Genomic DNA, 21,512 nt, shown 5'->3' with positions numbered 1-21,512 from the left:
GATATGATTAATGGGGAAAAGAACATAGAGAAACCAATCCGCTGGGCGATGGTAGGCGGTGGACGCGGCAGCCAGATCGGTTATATTCACCGTTCCGCCGCTTTGCGGGATCATAATTTCCAATTGGTTGCTGGGGCATTTGATATTGATCCAGAACGCGGCAAGGATTTTGGTATTCATTTGCACGTTGAACCAGAACGGTGCTACCCTGATTATAAAAAATTATTTGAAGAAGAGGCAAAGCGGGAAGACGGTATCCAAGCTGTTTCCATTGCTACGCCAAATGGCACACATTATGAGATATGTAAAGCAGCCTTACATGCTGATTTACACGTTGTCTGTGAAAAACCGCTCTGTTTTACGACAGAAGAAGCGAAAGAATTAGAGATGCTTGCAAAAGACAAAAACCGTGTTGTTGGCGTTACATACGGGTATTCAGGCCATCAGGCGATTGAACAGGCACGGCAGATGATTGCAAACACGGATTTAGGTGACATTCGCATCGTTAACATGCAGTTTGCGCATGGATTTCATTCTGAAGCAGTTGAGGAACAAAATGCAAGTACGAAATGGCGGGTCGATCCAAAAATTGTTGGCCCGAGTTATGTATTAGGTGATTTAGGAACACATCCTCTTTATTTATCAGAGGTTATGCTGCCAGACATGAAAATAGAAAAACTAATGTGCACACGCCAAAGCTTTGTCAAAAGCCGGGCACCTTTGGAAGACAACGCATATACGATTATGGAATACGATAACGGTGCAGTGGGGACGGTATGGTCTTGTGCAGTAAACGCTGGTTCCATGCACGGACAGAAAATCCGTGTGATCGGATCGAAGGCTAGTATTGAATGGTGGGATGAACAGCCGAATCAGCTTCGTTATGAGATACAAGGGAAACCAGTACAGATTTTAGAGCGCGGTATGGATTATCTTTATCCAGAAGCATTGGCTGATGACCGTATTGGCGGCGGCCATCCGGAAGGATTATTTGAAGCCTGGTCCAATTTGTATACTCGTTTTGCCGCAGCAATGGACGCTGCCGATTATGGCGGAGAATCCAGCCATTTGTGGTATCCAGGAATTGAAGCCGGTGTAGAAGGAGTAAGATGGGTCGAAAACTGTGTACGCTCTGCTGACAACGGCGCTGTATGGGTTGACTATCAATAATTTTTGGATTCAATATGTGAGCCATCTGAAATGTTGGAGAAGTATCTAGAATGAAAACAACCTCTGTCTATTTCAAATGACATGCGCAATCCTGGTTAAGGGTTGCGCTTTTTCTGTTCTCGGACGGAGGAAATACTAACGCCTGTTCTGGTCAGCACCTCTTTTCCAAGTCAATTCAGTGTTGTCAAAGGACGTATTTCCACCGAATGTTGTGATTTCTACGTTGCACACAGGGCGTGTATTAAGTAGAAGTTCATTAAACTTAGCCGAACGTGTCTTTATTTAAAAGGTAAGAAATGATAAATATTGGCGTTTTACGCTCCAGCGCCCAACCGCTCAGGCGCACACGATAAAGAGGAACTTTTGCTAAAACCGCGACGTCCTGTCGCAACGCAAAAAGTCAACACCTCCTGTGCAAGCCAGTTCACATTTAAACGCTAGCCCTTTCGTCAAAAATAACATTGGTAAAGTTTTCTGCATTAAAAAAAGCCTGCCCTTCATTAAGGAGCAGGCTGTTGATTTACCATTCATTTGATTGGGCTTGCTGGTTTGAACTTTCTTCTTCATTTGATTGGAAATTATCTTGATTTTCAGGAACGTCGATTTCTAAATGAGCTTTTAATTCCTGGGAAATTTCTTGTGTCGATTGTTCGTTTAGCTGATAATAATATCCTGCTTCTAAATTGAGATCTTGCCCTTGTAATTGAAGGCGTTCAATGTCACTGATGGAATCAGCATAGCGATGTAAAGAGATCAAATTGCCAAACGAAAAATTCATTTTCATATGCTTTTCAAGGCTGGTGAGTACGTCGTCATAATTTCGAATAGAAGAAATAGAAGCGCTTCGACGAATTAACGCTGCAATAATTTCTTGTTGACGCTCACCGCGGCCAAGGTCCCCGCGAGGATCTTGTTTTCTCATTCTTGCATAAGCTAATGCTTCTTCTCCGTCAAGAAGCTGTCTTCCTTCTTGAATAGAAATGGCATCATGATTGCCTTCGCTATCTTGCTCTGTAAACGAAAAAGGTACGTCCACTTCTACACCATCTAAAGCGTTAATAATTTCAATAAAAGCATCAAAATTTAATTTTACATAGTAATCGACAGGAATATCTAATAATTCTTCGACAGTCTGAATGGCCAGGTCCGTTCCTCCAAAAGCATGAGCATGAGTAATTTTATCTTCCCCGTGCTGCGGGATAGTTACAAGCGAGTCACGTGGAATGCTGGTCATTTTAACCGATTCTTCGTCTTTGTTAAACGTGGCCAAAACCATTGCATCGGTTCGCCCTTTCAATTCACCGCTTCTATCATCCACTCCGAGGAACAAAACAGAAATGTTGTCCTGTTTAGGGTCAACCGCTGCTTCTCTTTTCTCTGATTTTTCACCGCGGTCAAGGGTCTCCTGGGTGTCAGCGGCTACATCACTAAGCTTCCAGGCAAAGTAGCCAAGACCGCCTCCTAGTATTAAAAACGAAACAAGGCCGATCAGCATAAATGTTTTTAACAAACGTCGTTTTCTCCGTCTATGACGCCGCAGCCTTGTATTAGGTACTTCTTTCCCCATAAAAAATTTCTCCTTGTTTTCAGTTTTCCTGCTTTTTTGTACTAAATTATTTTACATAAAATACACGTGTTCGTAAATGACAATTTAAAAAAGACAGACTGGCATATGACGCTTACTAATGAGACGTTTAATAATTATTTTTCGTTACACGTATAGACAAATTCACCGGGAAAAGTTTTATTTCCTCGGAAATATTACAGAAAAAAAGAAGAAATTAATAAAAAAAAAGGATTACGAAAAGAAAAGTCGAAACACTAATTAAAGTATATAACTACAGGAATATTATACCATGCTTAAAGAGGCAGTTCTCTTTCAAGATAAGTTTCTTCTTGTTCCTCAATCTGACCCTGGCCGTTCGTTATGTTCGTTATCCAATCATGAAAGGGCTGGACCGATTCAACAGGAACATAAGCAAAAAGTGAAACATTATCTTCATATTCAATATTTTTCATTATATAAGAGGACTGCCTGAGTTCGTTTTCTACTTTTCCCAGCCACGTGTAGTCAACACGGATTGCCATGACTTTCATGAGTGTTCTTTCGACGACGCCTGCAGCATTAATACCTTCTGTTACCGCAGATCCATAGGCTCTAATCAGCCCGCCGGCTCCAAGTTTTATACCGCCAAAGTAACGTGTAACAACTACACAAGTGTCTTTAAGGTGTCGTTTTTTTAACACTTCAAGCATTGGGACTCCAGCCGTTCCGCTTGGTTCTCCGTCATCATTTGCTTTTTGTATTTCATCTTTTTCGCCAATAATATAAGCAGAACAGTTATGTGTGGCATTCCAATGTTCTTTTTTTATCGATTGGATAAATTCTTGTGCCTCTGCTTCATTTGTAACACGTTTGACATGTGCAATAAATCGGGACTTATTTATGACAATTTCGTTTGTTTCACTGGTTTTAACAGTATAGTATGATGCAAGCATGACAGAATAACTCCTCCTTACGGTGTAATTATACTATAATAATATTGTAAAACTTGAAAACAGAAAGTCATGGTATTCTATAAGAGACGGCTTGCGAATGACATAATAGCACATAACTATGTAATTTCTTGATTTTTTATTGGTTCTGCGGTGTGGGTCATTAAGAATGTGCTAAAATAATCATAACGGATCGTTGCTGTCTGTCAAACCAATGAACGACAAAGCGTGGTGACTTTTTTGTCAATGAAGCCGACACTTGATGAAATCATCGACAAAATGCTGAATACAGTAGAATACAGCAAAGAACAAATCTTTGAAATCAGCGAAAACTCCCGGGAAGAATATGAATCACTTAAGCAGGAACTAAAAGAAATACGGGAGAAAGTTGCCGCTGTTATTGATAAATCTGAGAAAACAGATATGCACGCTCGTTTTGCAAGAAACCGCCTTGCCCAAGTTAGCCGACATTTTAAAAGTTTTAGCAACGAAGAAGTAAAGAAGGCCTATGAACAGGCAAATGAACTGCAAGTGGAGCTTGCGATATTGCAGCAGGAAGAAAAACAGCTTCGCGAACGGCGGGATCAAGTCGAACGGCGTCTTATTCAATTAGAAGGAACCATTGATAGAGCAGAAACGCTCGTCAGTCAAGTTTCTGTTGTATATAACTTTTTAGCCGGAGATTTAAAAGAAGTCGGTGAAATGGTTGAGGATGCCAAAGAAAAACAGCAATTTGGTTTAAAAATTATTGAAGTGCAAGAAGAAGAAAGAAAACGCGTGGCCCGGGAAATTCACGATGGTCCCGCTCAGATGCTTGCCAATGTACTTCTTCGCTCTGAGCTGGTAGAACGAGTACGAAATGAAAAAGGAATGGATGCTGCCGTAGAGGAAATCCGTGACTTACGTGTTTTGATCCGCTCAAGTTTAGCCGAAGTAAGGCGTATCATTTACGACCTCCGTCCAATGGCTCTTGATGATCTAGGACTCATTCCTACATTAAACAAGTACTTGAAAAACGTCGAAGAGCATACCGGATTAAACATCCGCTTCACTCATATGGGACGGGAACTCCGGCTCTCGCCCAATTTAGAGGTAGGACTTTTTCGACTGGTACAGGAAGCCGTCCAAAATGCGTACAAACATGCAGACCCTCATGAAGTCCAGGTGAAAGTTGAGTTGAAACCTACACGCGTTGTTATCGTCATAAAGGATGACGGTAAAGGTTTTGACACAGCCAAAACCAGCAAGGAAAAGTCATTTGGACTGATGGGCATGAGAGAACGAATTAATGCCTTAAAAGGGGAGCTGACGATTGATTCCGCTCTGAATAAAGGAACAGTCGTCATGATACAAGTTCCGGCAGAGGGAGCGAAAATGTAAATTTCGCTATAAAAATCTGATGAAAAATAAAAAAGGGGCTTACAATTGTTTGGTTTGTGGAAAAACAGGGAATAGCCGTTAATTTTATAAAAAACACACTTTACAAAAGCGGAAACAACACAAATGATTGATTATAACAATATGCAGTTCAATGTATTCGAAAGGGTGGGAAGCATGCAGGAATCAATAGATAATAACATTAGACTAATCCTCATAGATGATCATCAGCTTTTCAGAGAAGGGGTTAAACGTATTTTAGATATGGAACCCAACTTTGAAGTAGTTGCAGAAGGCGATGACGGAGATGAAGCCATTAAGCTTGTAGAAGAAAATGACCCTGATGTGGTTCTCATGGATATTAATATGCCAGGCACAAATGGCGTAGAAGCAACCCGAAACTTAATTGAAACATTCCCAGAAACCAAAGTGTTAATCCTGTCTATTCACGATGATGAATCATACGTCACACACGTACTGAAAACCGGAGCATCCGGTTATCTGCTAAAAGAGATGGATGCCGACGCTTTAATTGAAGCAGTAAAAGTGGTCGGACGAGGCGGAGCGTACATTCATCCAAAAGTGACGCATAACTTAATTAACGAATACCGCCGCCTTGCCTCTGGTGATGAAGGAGGAGAAGATGCAGCCGAAATTGGATTTAAAGAAGTCGAATATCGGAAGCCTCTCCATATTCTGACCCGGCGCGAATGCGAAGTGCTCCAGCTGATGACTGACGGCTACAGCAACCGCATGATTGGCGAAACGTTATATATCAGTGAAAAAACCGTTAAAAACCATGTAAGCAACATATTGCAAAAAATGAATGTCAACGACCGAACCCAAGCCGTCGTAGAATCCATTAAAAAAGGCTGGGTCAAAGTAAGGTAACAAAAAGCGGCACGCCAAACTCAATGGCGGCCGCTTTTTTATGCATAGGAAAGTATAATATTTTAACATGGATGAATTATCGATGTCGTCAAAATTTTTTAGGAAGTACATTTAGGCAATTGCCTTCACCTAAAGGCGTGGCGCTAGTCAAGTTTTCTTTAAAAAGGTAAGAAATTATAAATAGTTGGCGTTTTACATGTCTAGCTTCAGCGCCTACTCGCTCGAGCTTCCTTCGGTTCGTCAATGGAAAGCAAATATCAGCTTTCCATATGCCGACCCTCCAGGACTTGTCGCTCGTGAGCAAGGTGCTTGCGCTTTTCTTATTTTGGTAATTATTTTTTCCAAGTAATAGATTACTGTAGAAAAATGGTTACTTTCTTCGATGGGTTAAAGGTAAAAGAAAAAAGCAATGAAGAAAATCAAATACTGGAGATACAAGTAAGGAGTCGGAGGGGAACCCGGCTCCTGTTTTTTTGAAGGTTTTATCTGCAATTGACATTTTTGTAATGTATAAAATGCTGGTGAAAAAGGTTCGACATTTCTTGAGTTGCAAGCATTTTTCATTACCAAATTTGATCTTTGAATTGAACAGATACTTCCATTCTTGATCATAATGTAGATGAATGCGGCAAAGTTCTCAAAATATGTACACGGCTGAAGGGAACTTAATGTTATTTATTCCAAATGCATCGTTGAAGTAAATAAAGTGACAAAGACAAGTAGATTAACAAACTAAGCGATATTCAATCAACATGTCCTTTCTGAGTGTGTATATCTTATTCTCCTGTTATAGATGTTTTGTCTACATTGATTCAGAAACTTCTTTAACCATCTATAAGTATTTTTAGATGGTTACATTTGTAAATTGGCAGAAATAGCTCGAGTAGTTTCTAATAGTTTATTAGCGTAACTTGGTATATCTTCATCCTTTATCCTGTTATCAGGTATAAACATACTCAATACAAAAGCAGTGTCAGTTTTTGTATTTTCAAAGATGGGAGCTGAAATGCCAATTACTCCCTCAAATCGTTCACCTTTGCTAATTGCTATTTCCTTTTTTCTTATCTCTTGCAATTCCGCTAAAAGGGCTTCTCTATCAGTAATTGTATTAGAAGTATATGGCCTTAATTTGAGTTCGTTTACAATTTCCTCGATTACGGCAGGTTTACTAAAAGAAAGGTGCGCTTTTCCTACTGAACCAGCATCTGTTGGGAGAGATTCACCGATCTGGGCTGACCATCTTAAAGGAAGGGGACTTTCTTTTCCCTCAATGAAAATGTAATGACTTGAATCAAGAGACATACTTAAATACACCGATTCTTGGGTATCTTTTGATAATTTTTCCATGAACGGAAGAGCGGTACTTCTTATGTTTAAATCGATACTGTTGGCTAAGCTAAGAATCATTGATCCTAATTTGTATTTTTTTGTATCATTGTCCTTCACTAAAAATTTCATATCTGTAAGTGTCGAAACAATTCGATACGCTGCTGTTCGACTAATATTTATTTCTTCAGCAATTTGTGAAAGAGACAATGGTTGATTTTCTTGTAGAATCAATAAGACTTGCAGGGTTCTTTGAGCTATCAAAGAACCTGATTCTTTTGCACTCATTTAATTCCCCTCGCTCTCATTAGTAAGATATATGCTCTATTAATATAGCATTTCACACATAAAGTCAAATTTAAAATACTAGATAAAAATATAAAAAGCAATAAGAATTCAAATTTTTAAAAAATTATTGACACTAAAAATGAAAGCGTTTAATATAAAAATTGTAACATTTATCGAAAATGAATTTCTATAATCGGAAAGGAAGGGATAGTATGGCATATGATATTTATACTGCAGTAGCTATACAACCAGAGGTGAAAATTGTTAAAAAACGTTCAGATATTATGGACAATTTAAAAAGGTGTCTGGAGCTAATTGATGCAGCTCCTCAAGTACAACCTAGTGCGAAAGAGGGATTTGAAAATAACTGGGCGCCTATCAAATTAATTTCGTTCCCTGAATTTTTCATACAAGGTCACGAAGGCCACTGGCCATATGAGCATTATATAAACGAAGTATTGGTAGATTTCAAAGGGGAAGAAATGACCTTACTAGCAAACAAAGCTAAAGAGCATAAGGTTTACATCGCAGGATGTATCCTGGAGAGAGATGAAGATTGGATTGACGATGGGTATTTCTTTAATACGCATTTTGTTATTGGCCCAAATGGGGATGTTGTTCACAAATATCGAAAACTTACAGTAGCTACTCATTATGAATTAGCTGTGAGTCCTCATGATGTTTACGATAAATACGTGGAAATGTATGGAGATGACCTTTCCAGTTTCTTCCCGGTTACGGACACAGAAATAGGAAAGATAGGTACTATTACTTGCATGGATGGGCATTTTCCAGAGACAGCAAGAGCGCTTGGTATGCAGGGAGCTGAAGTTATCCTCCATCCATTGTTAACCGAACCTTCAATGACCCAGCCGATGGAAATTTGGCAATCTATGAATAAAATGAGAGCTTGGGAAAACGTTAGCTATGTAGTAGGTGCCTCGTGGGGAGGGCTCAACGGCGCGTTAAGACCTAAAACGTTTGCGCCTGGGAAATCAATGATTGTTAACTATAATGGCGTCGTAACAGCCTATGCTGATAGTCCTGGGGAAGCAATTATCAGTTCTGTTATTAACTTGGAAGAATTAAGAAGAAGACGAGTTGATCCAAGCCGTAACTTCCCAACATTACTGAGAAATGAAATATACAAGAAAATCTATACTGATGAGGTATATCCACCAAATCAATTTGTTGCTCAATCTCCTGCCACCAGAGAAGCTCGGGATCCTATGGAAACAATCAGGCAATTTATTGATAAAGATATTTACAAACTTCCTAATACGGTTCCTAGTTATTTGAAGAAGTAATCGTTCTTCACCGTGGGAGGGTTAGAATTTTCTTAGTGAAGAGGGGTTATTATGGGAGCGTTATCAGGGAAAACCGCTATAATTACAGGTGGAGCAAGGGGATTAGGTAGAGTTTATGCTCACCACTTAGCTGATTTAGGAGCAAAAATAGGAATTATTGATATTGATCTCCATTCTTATAAAAAGTACCAAGGAGAGGCCTCTTTACTGAAAGAAGACACGGTAGTCAAAGAGCTAGAAAGTAAAGGAACAAAAGCAGCAGGGGTGCAAACCGATATAGGCATACAGACAAATGTTGAAGAAGCGGTCTCTACTATTCACGATGAATTAGGTAATGTTGATATTCTTGTGGCTAATGCTGGCGGGGGAGCAGGAAAGATGAACGAAAACCAAGCCTCGAATTTAAATGTAGACCAATATAATGAAGTTATGAATAGAAACTTGAATGGGACTATTTATTCTGTTAATGCTGTTGCTCCTATGATGAAAAAAAGACGCTGTGGAAAAATCGTTACAATTTCTTCTATCGCAGCTCTTTTTCCCTTTGCTGAGGGAACTTATGCTCATTATGGAACGGCTAAAGGAGCCATAATGACGTATACTAAATATCTTGCTCAAGAGTTAGGACCTTATAATATCAATGCTAATTGTATGGCCGTAGGTCGTATCGCTACAGGAAGAAGTTTAGAATTAATGGAAAATAAAGTGGATAATAACTTAATTGAACCAATTGCTTTAGGACGGTTAGGGAAACCAGAAGAATGCGCAGGCGTTATAGAATTTTTGACCACTAATTTATCCGATTACGTAACCGGGGCTGTCATTGAAGTAACTGGAGGATTTGTTGGATTTAGCTAAAATAGCAGTATTTACTATGATGGTGGTGAGATCGTGAAACTAAAAAATAAAGTTGCCATTGTAACAGGAGGAGCTTCAGGGATAGGAAGGGCTCTGGCAGAAACCTACAACCGAGAAGGAGCCAAAGTAATGATAGTAGACCTTCCTAATAGCGAAGGACAGGAAGTAGTTAAGTTATTGAACGAAAAAAATCCTCAGACAGCAAAGTTTTATCCGGTAGATATCACAAAAGAAAATGAAGTTGAAAAGCTGGTTGTACAAGTTACGAAAGACTTTGAAAAAATTGATATTCTTCATAATAATGCTGGAATTGGGATGGAACATACTAATATAGAAGAAATGGATACTGCTCTCTTTGATAATATCATTAATGTTAATCTAAAAGGATCGTTTCTTTGTACGAAAGCTATAGTTCCAATTATGAAAAAAGCCAGAGACGGGGTTATCCTTTTTACAGGCTCTACAGGGGCGATAAGGCCACGGGATGGGTTGAGTATTTACAACGCTTCAAAAGGCGGATTAATAGCTTTTTCGAAAACAATCTCCTTAGAATTAGCTTCTTATGGTATTCGCGTCAACTGTGTGAACCCATCCGCTACCGATACAAAAATGCTAACACCTACTCAGCGTAAAGAATTTATTAAAAACATTCCGCTAGGAAAAATTGCAGATCCTGGAGATATTGCTGAAACTGCCTTATTCTTAGTTTCTAACGAGGCTTCTATGATCACAGGGATTGATATTGAAGTAGATGGCGGACGTTGTGTTTAATCAATTTTATTATAAAAATTTTAAAAAAGACCAAAGGGGGCGTCAAAATGAAACATTTTAAATGGAAAAGTGTCATTTCATTAGCTGCATTTCTCTTTATAGCAACAGGGTGTGGAGATGATTCGTCTGAAGAAAGTAACTCTAGTGAAGAAGCAAATGGAAATGATAGTACAGGGGAAGCGGTCACATTACAAGTAGGCCATCCTGCTGCACAAGATACATCTTATGATATAGCCGCACGACAGTTTGCTGAAGAACTTGAGGAAAAGACCGATGGACAAGTTACGTTAGATGTATTTGAATCTAATCAATTAGGTGATGAAAGGTCCATGTTAGAACAGGTACAATCGGGCTCTTTAGATATGGCAATAACTGCTGTGGCGCCTGCTACTAATTTCGTGCCGGAATTACAAGTGTTAGAAATGCCATTTATTTTTAGAGATCGTGAGCATGCTTATGCAGCTTATGATGGGGAAGCCGGAGATGCATTAACAGAACGATTAGAAGAAGAAGGATTCAAGAATCTTGGTTTTTGGGAATATGGAATGAAAAACATTAGCACTGTCGATCGCGAGATTACTTCCCCCGATGATTTAGACGGGCTGCAAATAAGAACACAAGAAAATGATTTAACGATCGATACCTACAATGCTTTAGGGGCAGATCCAACTCCTGTTCCATTCCCAGAAGTGTACACTTCTGCCCAACAAGGAGTCATTGAAGCTTACGAAGGTCCATACATGTCCTATGCAGACATTAATTTGTATGAACAATTAAAATATTTTAACGAAATTCCAATTGTAATGGGAAATTCTATTTTTGTCATGAATAAAGACCTTTTTGATGAGCTCGATACAGAGATCCAAGATATAATAATGGAACTTTCAGAAAAATACGAGTCTATGGAAAGAGAAATTTCAGTAGAAAAAAATGAAGAGTATAAAGAAACAACGGAAGAGGCAGGAGTTACTATTATTCCAGAAGAAGAAATAGACCTTGAATCATTTAGAGAAGCGGTACAGCCTATTTATGATGAATATACAGAATTTGAAGATATTATTGAAATGGTAGAAAATGCTGAATAATAGCAATAATATAGAGAAGTAAGAGATTAATTCTCTTACTTCTTTTCATCTCACTTTATAGGAGGAAGAACATGTGGAAATCTATTGTGAAAACGATCAATCGAAGTACAGAGGCTGTAACCATACTAGCTTTAGCCATTATGGTTATCATAGTGTTTATTCAAGTGATTTCTCGGGCTTTGATAGGGTCTTCTTTTTCATGGACAGATGAATTAGCTAGGTTTTTAATGTTTTTTATCATTTTTGTAGGGGCTGGAATTGGGTTTCAACATGGCTCTCACATTACGATAGAAATATTATTCGACCGTTTACCAAGAAAATATAAAAAACTAGCACAGTCTTTGATCACCATTCTTAGCATTGTTTTTTTAATTGTATTATCAGTACAAGGTTTTAAGACAAGTTTAGGATCTATGAGTCAGACTTCCCCTGCTCTCAATTTACCAATGGGCTACGTTTACTTAATTATGCCATTAGCTGCTTTCTTAATGATTATAAATTTAATAGATTTAAATATAAAAGCATTTGTAGATAAAGAAATTTCTTTAGAAAACGAAAAAAATCCATTAGAGGAGAACTGATCATGAGCATTTTATTATTAATTATCTTAATAATTCTCTTTTTGATTAATGTTCCTGTTGCAATAGCTATAGGGCTTTCTACTGTAATAGTAGCCGTTATTGGTTCAGATGTTCCGTTGATCCGTTTGCCTCAAACGCTGTTCTCATCTTTAAATTCCTTTCCTCTGCTTGCTGCCCCATTTTTTATCTTAGCGGGCAAACTAATGCAGCACGGGGGAATATCAGAAAAACTGATTAACTTTGCCAATAGTATGGTTGGGAGTCTTAGAGGAGGACTAGCATACGTTACTATCATCACTTGTATGTTTTTCGCTGCGATTTCAGGGTCAGCAATAGCAACTATGGTTGCTATAGGTTCTATCATGGTACCGGCCATGGTTAAGAAAGGATTTGACCGTAATTTCTCCTCCGTATTACAGGCAGCAGGAGGGGCGATTGGTGCTATCATACCACCTAGTATTCCGTTAGTACTTTATGGTGTTGCAGCCGGAGTATCGATAGGCGATCTGTTTTTAGCTGGAATTATCCCAGGCGTTTTGGTGGGTGGATCATTAATTTTTATTTCTTTTCTGTATGCCCGAAAAAATGATTTAAGACAAGTAGAAACGGATTTGGAAAGTCAGAATCCTGGTTTGTGGGTTTCATTCAAAGAGGCTTTTTGGGCTTTGTTAATGCCAGTAATTATACTAGGAGGCATTTACGGAGGGATTTTCACTCCAACAGAGGCTTCCGCTATTGCGGTAGTATATGGTTTTATTGTTGGAAAGTTTGTTTATAAGCAAATTACATTTGGTACAATGAAAAAGATTTTTCTCTCAACCGTTTTAACTACATCGGCGCTTGGACTTATTATCGCGACTGCATCCTTTTTTGGAATGTGGTTAACAATTGAAAGAGTCCCGCATGAAATAGCTACAGCAATATCTGAAGCTAATCTATCTCCATTAGTGACCGTTATTTTAATTAATGTGTTTTTGTTATTCCTAGGAACTTTCATGGATGCCTCCGCTGCCTTAATTATTTCCACTCCAATTTTATTACCTATTGTCACAAGTATTGGAATGGATCCGATTCATTTTGGGATTATGATGGTAGTAAACCTTGGAATTGGTTTATTAACTCCGCCGCTCGGGGTAGGTCTATTCATAGCTTCTAAAGTAGGTGATGTTAAATATGAAAAACTAATAAAACCAGCACTCCCTTTTATTATTATTCTAATAGTAGATGTAATCCTGATCGCTCTATTCCCGCAAATTAGTGTAGGACTAACAAATGTTTTTGATTAATGAAAGAAAGGAGAGAACGAATGAAAGCTATTTTAATTAAAGAAGCGGACCATTCTTTATATATTGGTGACTACGAAGATCCAGCTGTAGGCGAAAATGATATATTAATCAATGCTAAAGCAACAGCCATTAACAGGGCTGATCTTATGCAAAGAGAGGGAAAGTATCCACCACCGCCTGGAGCTTCTCCAATATTAGGACTTGAGGTTGCAGGAACAATAGAAAGAATGGGAGAGAAAGTAGAAGGCTGGAAGAAAGGGGATAGAGTTTGTGCGCTTTTGCCTGGCGGAGGGTATGCCGCGAAAGTTTCTATTCCGAGTGACATGGCGATAAAAATTCCTGAAAATTTATCGTTTGAAGAAGCTTCTGCTATACCAGAAGCATACTTGACTGCCTTTTTAAATTTATTTACAATTTCAGACTTGCAACAAGGAGAAGATGTGTTAATTCATGCAGGAGCTAGCGGAGTAGGAACAGCAGCTATACAACTAGCGAAAGAAAAACAAGCAAATGTTATTGTAACAGCAGGATCTAATGAGAAATTACGTTATTGTGAGAAACTAGGCGCAGATATCGTAATCAACTACAAGCATGAAGATTTTTCAAAAATAGTATTAGAAACTACAAATAACAAAGGTGCCGATATTATCTTGGATTTCATTGGTGCTTCTTACTGGGAGCAGAATATGAAAGCAGTAGCTATAGATGGACGTTGGATCCTTATTAGTGCACTTGGTGGATCCAAAACGAATGTGGAGCTGGGGAAAATAATAGGAAAGAGAATATCCATCGTTGGGACCACTCTTAGACCGAGAACTTTAGAGTTTAAGACATCACTTGTTAATCAATTTAAAAGTTTCGCAATGAAGAAATTTGAAAACGGTCAACTATTATCTATAGTGGATCAGGTTTTTAATTGGAGAGATGCAGAAGATGCACATAAGTTTATAGAAGAAAACAAAAATATTGGAAAAGTGGTATTAAAGATTGATTAGTTTAAATAATGATATGTGAGTAGTCATAAGTATAACATAGTGTTAAAACAGGGGAAGAAAGTGTAGCAAAAAGCTAAAAAGCAGGCACTTTCTCCCGAATACATGTGGTCCAGGATCTCATAGAGTTGCAACCAACTGAAGGGAGAGGGATACATTAAAAGAGGAAGAGATGTATGCATAAAAAAGGGAAAAAGCATAAAGCATCTTAACTGTGAAAATTGCATCAAAAATTTAAAAAAGCCGCTCATAAATCCGTTCTTTGTATGTACTCCAAACAAAAAATGATTTAGATCTTCATCTAATCAGAATACAACTCCATCAAAATCCCCTCCTATCCACATAAACACAGGGAACTGGCTCTTATACTCCAAAACCGGTGCATACCTGCTACACCACCACTCTTCACTGCCCAACCTTTGCCCATAACCAAAAATCCATTTCATACACACCGCATCTCACTGTATTTCTTTCATAATTCTCTTGCAGAAGCTTGTTCGACAACTTATGATGAAAGGAGAAAATCTATTAAGAGAGACAGAAGAGAGGATACAGCTATGGCGAAAATCGCGATTGTTACAGACAGCACTGCTTATCTTCCCCCGGAGGTAACAGAAAAAGAAAATATTACCCTGGTACCGCTCAGCGTTGTTTTTGGTAATGAGGCTTATGAAGAAGAAACAGAACTGTCGGCGGCGGATTTTTACGATAAATTAAAAAAGACAGAAGAACTGCCGACGACTTCACAGCCGCCTTTAGGGAAGTTTGTAGAGACTTTCGAGAAGCTATCAGAAGATCATGAAGCGATTATTACGATTCACTTATCAAGCAGTATCAGCGGCACTTACCAAACCGCGCTCACAGCTGGAGAACAAGTTGAAGGTGTGGAAGTGTACGGTTTTGATTCAGAAATCAGCTGTATGCCGCAGGGGTATTATGTAATGGAAGCTGCCCGGATGGCACGTGACGGAGAAACGGTGGATACGATTTTAGACCGGCTGGAAGACATGAAACAAAGCACCCGTGCGTATTTTATGGTGGACAACCTTAACCATCTACATCGCGGCGGCCGTTTAACTGGAGCGCAGGCTCTGGTCGGAAGCTTGCTGCAAATTAAACCCATTCTTCATTTTGAAAACAAACAAATCGTTCCGTTTGAAAAAGTTCGTACGGAGAAAAAAGCATTAAACCGAGTGTTCGAGCTTTTTGATGAAGATGCTAAAAAGGAAACATCTATTAGAGCCACGGTAATACACGCGAACCGCCAGGACAAAGCGGAAGCTATAAAGAAACAGCTTTCGGAAAAATATCCTCATGCAGAGATCGACGTCAGTTATTTTGGAGCCGTCATCGGTACACATCTTGGTGAAGGCAGTCTTGGCATTGGCTGGTGCAAAATGTAATTCCCTTCTAAAAAATGAGGCCGGGTTTATCCCTTCCTGTGTCCCGGCCAGCTGCATGTTCCCCCACAACTTAAAACGATACAGTAGACAGGAGCGTTGCCTATGTATTTTTGTCATGTTCTTTTACCGGATAAAACCGAACCGGTATGCCTTCCGGAGCTAGCTGTTGAAGAAAAGGACGTCATTCAACACGGCCCAGATGTCATCAGCAGCCTTCCTGACTTACCTCCTCCGCCGCAGCCCGTCCTTGCATCCGAACATACCCCATTCTTACAAAACGTGTTATATGGAAAAGAACTGCTGCTAGAAGAAACCCAATGCACGTTAGAGGAACTGAAGCCATTTTTACGAGCAGGGTTAGTTACCGTTCGCGCGGGATTGATTCCTACTAACAAAGGGTATCAATGCCGACGTTGTCACAACTCCGATCCAGCACGGTTTGGTTTGTTTTCCTGTGCACGGTGCCAGAAAGGCTGCATTTACTGTAGGTATTGCATCATGATGGGAAGAATCAGTACATGTTCGGCCCTGTTTCGCTGGAATGGAGCGCCGCCCTCTTTTTCACCCCACATCTCTCTTCTTTGGGAAGGCGTCTTTTCAAAAGGGCAAAAACGGGCCGCGAAGACGATTATACAAACGATAAAGGAAAAAGATGAGCTGCTTGTCTGGGCGGTGTGCGGTGCGGGCAAAACAGAGATTTTATTTCCCGGAATCGAAACAGCGCTCCAAAGCGGCGCGCGTGTATTGCTTGCCACTCCGCGCACCGATGTCGTCTTAGAACTGCTTCCTCGACTAAGACGTGTTTTACCCGAAGCGATCATTGCTGGGCTTTACGGCAAAAGCGAAGAAAAACAGGTTCCCGCACAGCTTGTCATTGCGACTACTCATCAAACGATGCGTTTTACAGACGCTTTTGATACCGTGATTATTGATGAAGTGGATGCGTTTCCGTATACGGCAGAAACATCGCTTGTTCAAGCTGTTCAAAAAGCAAAAAAGAAGGATGCCGCCACGATTTATCTCACGGCGACGCCAACCACCACGCTGCAAAAGCGCGTCCAAAAACACACCCTTCCCGTAACGAAAATTCCTCGTCGTTATCATGGTCATCCACTGCCGGTTCCGCGTTTTCAGTGGTGCGGTCCCTGGAAAAAGCGACTCAAAAAAGGCCGTCTTCCTAAGCCGGTGCAAACGTGGTGTGAAAAACATATCCAAAGTCAAATGCCCGCTTTTTTATTTGTTCCGTCTGTCAACGTGTTAGAAACTATTACTACTATTTTAAAAAAATATTATTCCTCAATAGAAGGTGTGCATAGTGGTGATGAAGACCGGCTGTCTAAAGTGGCAGCTTTTCGAAACGGCACATGTCCGCTGCTTGTGACGACGACAATTTTAGAGCGCGGAGTGACGGTCCCTGGTGCAGAAGCCGCGGTGTTTGGCGCGGAAGAAGATATTTTTACAGAAAGCGCGCTCGTCCAGATCGCAGGACGGGTCGGACGAAGCAAAGAACAGCCTGGTGGAGATGTCGTATTTTTTCATGTTGGCAAAACCAACGCGATGCTGGCCGCCCGTCGTCATATTTTAACCATGAATAAAGCGCCAGCTAATGGAGAGGAGAATACGTATGTTAAAAGCAAGCATCGCTGACAGCGGATCGGATTGCATGTTCTGTCAAGAGCCAAAGAACGAATTACCAAGCTGGGGCACTCTGTTACCGCTTTTTCCACCATCGTTATTGTGTAATAACTGTGAAAATCAGCTTAAAGCAATAGCTGGACCGAGCTGTGCTATATGCAGCCGTCCGCAGCCAGTGAATGAAGTTTGTGAGGACTGCAAGCGATGGGAAAGCGATCCGGATTTGCAAGGTATCCTGGATCATAATCGCTCGCTTTACCGTTACAACAACATCATGCAAGAAATGATTGCACAGTGGAAATACCGCGGCGATGCGGCTCTGGCTCTTATTTTTCGCGAAAACATCCGGAAGCTTTATCTTCATCATTACACGGGTTATATACCTGTTCCTATTCCACTGAGTTCAAAACGTCTCATAGAACGAGGGTTTAATCAATCACAGCTTCTCGCGGATTTTACCAACGAGCCGCTTGCTTTCTATGAAAAATGGCAGCTTCTCACGCGCAAATCCTCGCCCGTTCCTGCCGTTTTGCCTCTATTAGAACGAACCATCCATGAAGAAAAACAAAGCAAAAAGTCGCGCCGTGAACGTCTTTTAGCGAAAGAAAATCCATTTCAACTATCTTCTGCCTTCAAATTTTCTGTAAACAGTAAAAATTTTATTCTTTTGGACGATATTTATACTACAGGAACTACGTTACGAAAAGCGGCCAAACGTTTAAAAGAGCACGGCGCCAAAAGCGTTTGCGCTATCACACTAGCAAGAGGATAAGGGAGGGACATGGTATGCAGAACTTAGAAAATTGCCCCCGCTGCGGTACGTTGTTTGTAAAATCACTCCGACCGGTATGCAACAATTGTCATCGTGCGATTGAAGAAAAATTTCAAACCGTATATACGTTTATCCGAAAACGAGAAAATCGTTCCGCTACTATGATGGAAGTAGTAGAAGGCACCGGGGTTGAGCGCGAAGACATTACCCGGTTTATTAAAGAAGGCCGCCTTCATTTGAATCAATTTCCAAATCTAGAATATCCATGTGAATCATGCGGAAAAGACATTCGTGAAGGCCGCCTTTGCAAAAGCTGTAAAGGCAGCATAGAAGGCGGCATACAAGCGGAGCAGCGGGAAAAAGAACGAGAAGAGCGTGTGAAAGAAGAAGAACGAAAACGTTACACAACCTATCATTCTTTAAATGAGCGTTTAAAATGAGACCTTCGTACGAGTTAAATCGAACATTATCTTTCCGATATAATAGAAAGAAAGCGACAATTTTGGGGAGGTGAATGTTTTGAAAATAAATCCTCTCGGGCCAATGAACAATCCATACAACAAACAAACAGCACCGCAGCGCGCAGATAAAACGGATTCACCTAATAACGGGCGTGATAAAGTAGAGATTTCCAGCACGGCAAAACAAATGCAGCAAGGGGAAATCGACACAGCTCGTCAGGAGAAAATAGACGCTTTGAAACAGAAAGTAGAATCAGGCACCTATCAGGTTGATCCAAAAGAAGCGGCGAAAAAATTCATTGATTTTTGGTCCGGAAAATAAAGGTAGAAGCAGGCTGCTCCAAAAAGAATCAGGAAGGAGATTCTTCGGGGAGCAGCCATCTTCTATGGAAAAAGAAAGCGGGGAACGTTATGTCCGTCAAAACGATTTTTGAAGCCATGGCCCTGCTCGTTAGGCAGCATAAAGAATTAAATGTAATATCTGCTGAAAAAACAGAGTTAATTAAAGCAAACGATACAAAAAAACTGGCCATTCTTTTAAAAAAAGAAAGCAAACATATACGAACGATCGAAAAAACGGAAAAAGACAGACAGGATGCGGTGCATCAGTATTTAAGCAGTAAAGGCGAAACAAAAGCAGAAGGGACCGTCAGCGTTCTGTTAAAACATTTGCCCGAAAGCAATCATGAACCGTTAATCAAACTGCAGGAAAGCTTGCTGCAAGAGATGGGGAGTTTGCGTAAAAAAGAAGCACTCAACCGTACATTAGTCGAAGATTCGCTTCATTTTGTGCAAATGACGATGGATATGATCCAGCCCGATCCAGAAGCCGTGCATTATACCCATCCAGACAACGCAGAAAACGACCAGCAGCAAAGATACTCTATTTTTGATTCCAAAGCTTAAAAATACGAAACAGGAGGAGAAGCCATGTCTTCTACTTTTCATGGACTAGAAACCGCGCGGCGCGGCATGAGTACGCAGCAAGCCGCACTACATACAACCGGTCACAATATTTCAAACGCCAATACAGAAGGGTACACCCGCCAGCGTGTGAATTTTGCTCAGACAGAACCGTATCCGAATGCAGCGCGAAATGCTCCGCGTATGCCCGGACAAATCGGGACCGGGGTACAAGCGGACTTTGTTCAACGCGTACGGGAAAACTATCTTGATATTCAATACCGCGGCGAAAATGCACAGGCAAGTTATTGGGAAACGCGTTACGATTCGCTCGAAAGAATAGAAGACTTGATGAACGAGCCATCGGAGGAAGGTATTGCGACGACGATGGATGAGTTTTGGAATGCACTGCAGGATTTATCGGTGAACCCAGAAGATTCCGGGGCCCGCTCTGTCGTGCGCCAGCGCGGCATGGCACTTGCGGAAACATTTAATTACGTGTCGGACTCGCTGCAATCGAATAAACAAGATGTACGCGAAGAGCTGAATACCACTGAAAGCCAAGTGAATGCTATTCTCAGCGATATTAATGACGTAAACCAGCAAATCGCCCGTGTCGTACCTAACGAACAAATGCCAAATGATTTGTATGATGAACGCGACCGGCTTCTCGATGAACTTTCAAGTTTAGTCAACATTGACGTACAGCTAAATGAAACAAAAGGCAACGCCCTTGATGCAGCAGAAGGCACTGTCAATGTATTCATGACGGATGAAGAAGGTAATCAGCTCACAACCCTAGTAGATGGAGAAAACAAGGACTTTAAAGAACTTAGCTTAGAAGAGGAAGAGGACGGCCAGCATACGTATATTTCTGCCGCATCCTTTGACTGGGAGGCAGGCAATGGCGAAGAGTTGGTGGAAGAAGACGATTTATCGGACATTTCTTTCATCCAATCTCCAGGGAAATTAAAAGCACTCGTAGAATCGTTTGGCTATCAAACAGAAGAAGATGACACAGTGAATGGAACCTATCCAAAATTAATTGACGACCTCGATAATATGGTCAAAACGTTTACAGATGAATTTAATGAGGTGCATGAAAGCGGCTGGAACTTGCGTGACATAAACAACGGAGAAAAAGGCAGTTCGATTCCTTTTTTCGCTTTCGATGGAACGGAAGAACAAAAAGGGTATGCCAGCGCTCTTCAAGTGCATGAAGACATAGAAGAGGACTTAGACAACATAGCGGCTTCCTCTCCAACAGAATCGATGCTGACTGTAGAAGAAGGAAGTGAAGACCAGGCAGGCCCGACGCTTTCTGGCAAGTATGAGGAAGATGGACCAAACGAACTGAAAGTCCGATATTCTGATGAGAATGGCTGGCAATATTCTTTAGCGGGGACAGACGAAGCAGAACAATGGACGGGTTTTGAAGATGGATCAGAAACAGTGGAAGTGGATGGATTAACCATCAGTGTAGAAGGTTTGGACGAACCTGAAGACGGAACGGTTTGGTCTTATGATGAACCGATTGTGAATGGAACAGGGCCTAAAGCATTTGCAGGGGATGGATCTAATGCATTGCATCTCGCTAACGTAAAAGATGCGAACCTTGATTTTGGCGGTGAGAGTACGACCAATGTGCAAAGCTACTACCAGGGAGTCATTGGCGAAATGGCAGTAGACACCGCTGAAGCCGAGCAGAAAATGCAAAACACAGATAGCTTGCGTGAGAGCGTGGATAACCGCCGTAAAGAAGTAAGCAGTGTTTCCCTCGATGAAGAAATGACGAACATGATCCAGTTTCAGCATGCGTACAACGCCTCTGCACGAAACATTACCATGATCGATGAAATGCTGGATCGTATTATTAATAACATGGGTGTTGTCGGAAGATAGGTAGAAAA

General features: G+C 40.6%; 21 protein-coding genes. 18 read left to right on the top strand and 3 right to left on the bottom strand.

Translation table 11 applies throughout. The annotated features are described in order from the left end of the window. Positions 1-3 precede the first annotated feature (3 nt). A complete protein-coding gene (locus tag FZF09_RS12040; protein ID WP_158736839.1) occupies positions 4-1,170 on the top strand; it encodes a Gfo/Idh/MocA family protein in 1,167 nt (388 codons plus the stop codon). 520 nt (positions 1,171-1,690) lie between these two features. On the opposite strand, the gene FZF09_RS12035 is transcribed toward FZF09_RS12040, so the two are convergent. Both FZF09_RS12035 and FZF09_RS12030 read right to left on the bottom strand, forming a co-directional pair. Then, complete coding sequence (locus FZF09_RS12035) at positions 1,691-2,737, bottom strand: LCP family protein (protein WP_158736838.1); 1,047 nt, start codon at positions 2,735-2,737, stop codon at positions 1,691-1,693. Between the two features lie 293 nt (positions 2,738-3,030). Then, on the bottom strand, positions 3,031-3,669 hold the full coding sequence (locus FZF09_RS12030; RefSeq protein WP_158736837.1) for a YigZ family protein: 639 nt from the start codon (positions 3,667-3,669) through the stop codon (positions 3,031-3,033). 243 nt (positions 3,670-3,912) lie between these two features. Between FZF09_RS12030 and FZF09_RS12025 the strand changes: the two genes are divergently transcribed. The 3 genes from FZF09_RS12025 (at position 3,913) to FZF09_RS12015 (ending at position 6,283) form a co-directional block, all read left to right on the top strand. Beyond that, a complete protein-coding gene (locus FZF09_RS12025; RefSeq protein WP_158736836.1) occupies positions 3,913-5,046 on the top strand; it encodes a sensor histidine kinase in 1,134 nt (377 codons plus the stop codon). A 174-nt stretch (positions 5,047-5,220) separates the two neighbouring features. Further along, the gene (locus tag FZF09_RS12020; protein WP_158736834.1) at positions 5,221-5,934 is read left to right on the top strand and encodes a response regulator; all 714 of its coding nucleotides are present in this window, start codon (positions 5,221-5,223) and stop codon (positions 5,932-5,934) included. Positions 5,935-6,130: 196 nt separating this feature from the next. After that, on the top strand, positions 6,131-6,283 hold the full coding sequence (locus FZF09_RS12015; protein WP_158736833.1) for a hypothetical protein: 153 nt from the start codon (positions 6,131-6,133) through the stop codon (positions 6,281-6,283). Between the two features lie 503 nt (positions 6,284-6,786). Here the strand turns inward: FZF09_RS12015 and FZF09_RS12010 are convergent. Next, on the bottom strand, positions 6,787-7,548 hold the full coding sequence (locus FZF09_RS12010; RefSeq protein ID WP_158736832.1) for an IclR family transcriptional regulator: 762 nt from the start codon (positions 7,546-7,548) through the stop codon (positions 6,787-6,789). 212 nt (positions 7,549-7,760) lie between these two features. Between FZF09_RS12010 and FZF09_RS12005 the strand changes: the two genes are divergently transcribed. From FZF09_RS12005 to flgK, 14 genes are all read left to right on the top strand, one after another. Continuing rightward, complete coding sequence (locus FZF09_RS12005) at positions 7,761-8,855, top strand: nitrilase-related carbon-nitrogen hydrolase (RefSeq protein WP_158736831.1); 1,095 nt, start codon at positions 7,761-7,763, stop codon at positions 8,853-8,855. A gap of 51 nt (positions 8,856-8,906) precedes the next feature. Further along, positions 8,907-9,713, top strand: a complete 807-nt coding sequence (locus FZF09_RS12000; protein WP_199256784.1) for an SDR family NAD(P)-dependent oxidoreductase — start codon at positions 8,907-8,909, stop codon at positions 9,711-9,713. Between the two features lie 33 nt (positions 9,714-9,746). Next, positions 9,747-10,484 carry an SDR family NAD(P)-dependent oxidoreductase gene (locus FZF09_RS11995; protein WP_158736830.1) on the top strand — a complete coding sequence of 246 codons (738 nt, stop codon included), beginning with the start codon at positions 9,747-9,749 and terminating at the stop codon, positions 10,482-10,484. A gap of 47 nt (positions 10,485-10,531) precedes the next feature. After that, positions 10,532-11,569, top strand: coding sequence for a TRAP transporter substrate-binding protein (locus FZF09_RS11990; RefSeq protein ID WP_158736829.1), 1,038 nt, complete (start codon positions 10,532-10,534; stop codon positions 11,567-11,569). A 71-nt stretch (positions 11,570-11,640) separates the two neighbouring features. Further along, positions 11,641-12,150, top strand: coding sequence for a TRAP transporter small permease (locus FZF09_RS11985; RefSeq protein ID WP_158736827.1), 510 nt, complete (start codon positions 11,641-11,643; stop codon positions 12,148-12,150). 2 nt (positions 12,151-12,152) lie between these two features. Further along, complete coding sequence (locus tag FZF09_RS11980; protein ID WP_158736826.1) at positions 12,153-13,436, top strand: TRAP transporter large permease; 1,284 nt, start codon at positions 12,153-12,155, stop codon at positions 13,434-13,436. Positions 13,437-13,456: 20 nt separating this feature from the next. Next, a complete protein-coding gene (locus FZF09_RS11975; protein WP_158736825.1) occupies positions 13,457-14,431 on the top strand; it encodes an NAD(P)H-quinone oxidoreductase in 975 nt (324 codons plus the stop codon). Positions 14,432-14,985: 554 nt separating this feature from the next. Beyond that, positions 14,986-15,831: a DegV family protein gene (locus FZF09_RS11970; protein ID WP_158736824.1), complete on the top strand. Its 846-nt coding sequence runs from the start codon at positions 14,986-14,988 to the stop codon at positions 15,829-15,831. Between the two features lie 102 nt (positions 15,832-15,933). Then, entirely contained in the window at positions 15,934-17,478 is a 1,545-nt protein-coding gene (locus FZF09_RS11965; protein WP_158736822.1) for an ATP-dependent helicase ComFA, read from the top strand. Continuing rightward, a complete protein-coding gene (locus FZF09_RS11960; RefSeq protein WP_233269481.1) occupies positions 17,456-18,238 on the top strand; it encodes a ComF family protein in 783 nt (260 codons plus the stop codon). Before FZF09_RS11965 ends, FZF09_RS11960 begins: the two co-directional genes overlap by 23 nt. Before the next feature lie 14 nt (positions 18,239-18,252). After that, positions 18,253-18,678: a TIGR03826 family flagellar region protein gene (locus FZF09_RS11955; protein WP_158736820.1), complete on the top strand. Its 426-nt coding sequence runs from the start codon at positions 18,253-18,255 to the stop codon at positions 18,676-18,678. 79 nt (positions 18,679-18,757) lie between these two features. Then, positions 18,758-19,021: a flagellar biosynthesis anti-sigma factor FlgM gene (flgM, locus tag FZF09_RS11950; RefSeq protein ID WP_199256783.1), complete on the top strand. Its 264-nt coding sequence runs from the start codon at positions 18,758-18,760 to the stop codon at positions 19,019-19,021. 89 nt (positions 19,022-19,110) lie between these two features. Further along, positions 19,111-19,605, top strand: a complete 495-nt coding sequence (locus FZF09_RS11945) for a flagellar protein FlgN (RefSeq protein ID WP_158736819.1) — start codon at positions 19,111-19,113, stop codon at positions 19,603-19,605. Positions 19,606-19,629: 24 nt separating this feature from the next. Then, positions 19,630-21,504: a flagellar hook-associated protein FlgK gene (gene flgK, locus FZF09_RS11940; protein ID WP_158736818.1), complete on the top strand. Its 1,875-nt coding sequence runs from the start codon at positions 19,630-19,632 to the stop codon at positions 21,502-21,504. Positions 21,505-21,512 lie beyond the last annotated feature (8 nt).

The organism is Alteribacillus sp. YIM 98480 (assembly GCF_009765375.1).
Lineage (GTDB): Bacteria > Bacillota > Bacilli > Bacillales > Marinococcaceae > Alteribacillus.
This window is presented reverse-complemented; position numbering and strand designations above follow the sequence as displayed.

Excerpts from the sequence above, each read along its gene's own strand:
- FZF09_RS12040 (WP_158736839.1), top strand. The coding sequence starts at position 4 with ATGATTAATGGGGAAAAGAACATAGAGAAACCAATCCGCTGGGCGATG.
- FZF09_RS12035 (WP_158736838.1), bottom strand. The coding sequence starts at position 2,737 with ATGGGGAAAGAAGTACCTAATACAAGGCTGCGGCGTCATAGACGGAGA.
- FZF09_RS12030 (WP_158736837.1), bottom strand. The coding sequence starts at position 3,669 with ATGCTTGCATCATACTATACTGTTAAAACCAGTGAAACAAACGAAATT.
- FZF09_RS12025 (WP_158736836.1), top strand. The coding sequence starts at position 3,913 with ATGAAGCCGACACTTGATGAAATCATCGACAAAATGCTGAATACAGTA.
- FZF09_RS12020 (WP_158736834.1), top strand. The coding sequence starts at position 5,221 with ATGCAGGAATCAATAGATAATAACATTAGACTAATCCTCATAGATGAT.
- FZF09_RS12015 (WP_158736833.1), top strand. The coding sequence starts at position 6,131 with ATGTCTAGCTTCAGCGCCTACTCGCTCGAGCTTCCTTCGGTTCGTCAA.
- FZF09_RS12010 (WP_158736832.1), bottom strand. The coding sequence starts at position 7,548 with ATGAGTGCAAAAGAATCAGGTTCTTTGATAGCTCAAAGAACCCTGCAA.
- FZF09_RS12005 (WP_158736831.1), top strand. The coding sequence starts at position 7,761 with ATGGCATATGATATTTATACTGCAGTAGCTATACAACCAGAGGTGAAA.
- FZF09_RS12000 (WP_199256784.1), top strand. The coding sequence starts at position 8,907 with ATGGGAGCGTTATCAGGGAAAACCGCTATAATTACAGGTGGAGCAAGG.
- FZF09_RS11990 (WP_158736829.1), top strand. The coding sequence starts at position 10,532 with ATGAAACATTTTAAATGGAAAAGTGTCATTTCATTAGCTGCATTTCTC.
- FZF09_RS11985 (WP_158736827.1), top strand. The coding sequence starts at position 11,641 with ATGTGGAAATCTATTGTGAAAACGATCAATCGAAGTACAGAGGCTGTA.
- FZF09_RS11980 (WP_158736826.1), top strand. The coding sequence starts at position 12,153 with ATGAGCATTTTATTATTAATTATCTTAATAATTCTCTTTTTGATTAAT.
- FZF09_RS11975 (WP_158736825.1), top strand. The coding sequence starts at position 13,457 with ATGAAAGCTATTTTAATTAAAGAAGCGGACCATTCTTTATATATTGGT.
- FZF09_RS11970 (WP_158736824.1), top strand. The coding sequence starts at position 14,986 with ATGGCGAAAATCGCGATTGTTACAGACAGCACTGCTTATCTTCCCCCG.
- FZF09_RS11965 (WP_158736822.1), top strand. The coding sequence starts at position 15,934 with ATGTATTTTTGTCATGTTCTTTTACCGGATAAAACCGAACCGGTATGC.
- FZF09_RS11960 (WP_233269481.1), top strand. The coding sequence starts at position 17,456 with ATGTTAAAAGCAAGCATCGCTGACAGCGGATCGGATTGCATGTTCTGT.
- FZF09_RS11955 (WP_158736820.1), top strand. The coding sequence starts at position 18,253 with ATGCAGAACTTAGAAAATTGCCCCCGCTGCGGTACGTTGTTTGTAAAA.
- FZF09_RS11945 (WP_158736819.1), top strand. The coding sequence starts at position 19,111 with ATGTCCGTCAAAACGATTTTTGAAGCCATGGCCCTGCTCGTTAGGCAG.
- flgK (WP_158736818.1), top strand. The coding sequence starts at position 19,630 with ATGTCTTCTACTTTTCATGGACTAGAAACCGCGCGGCGCGGCATGAGT.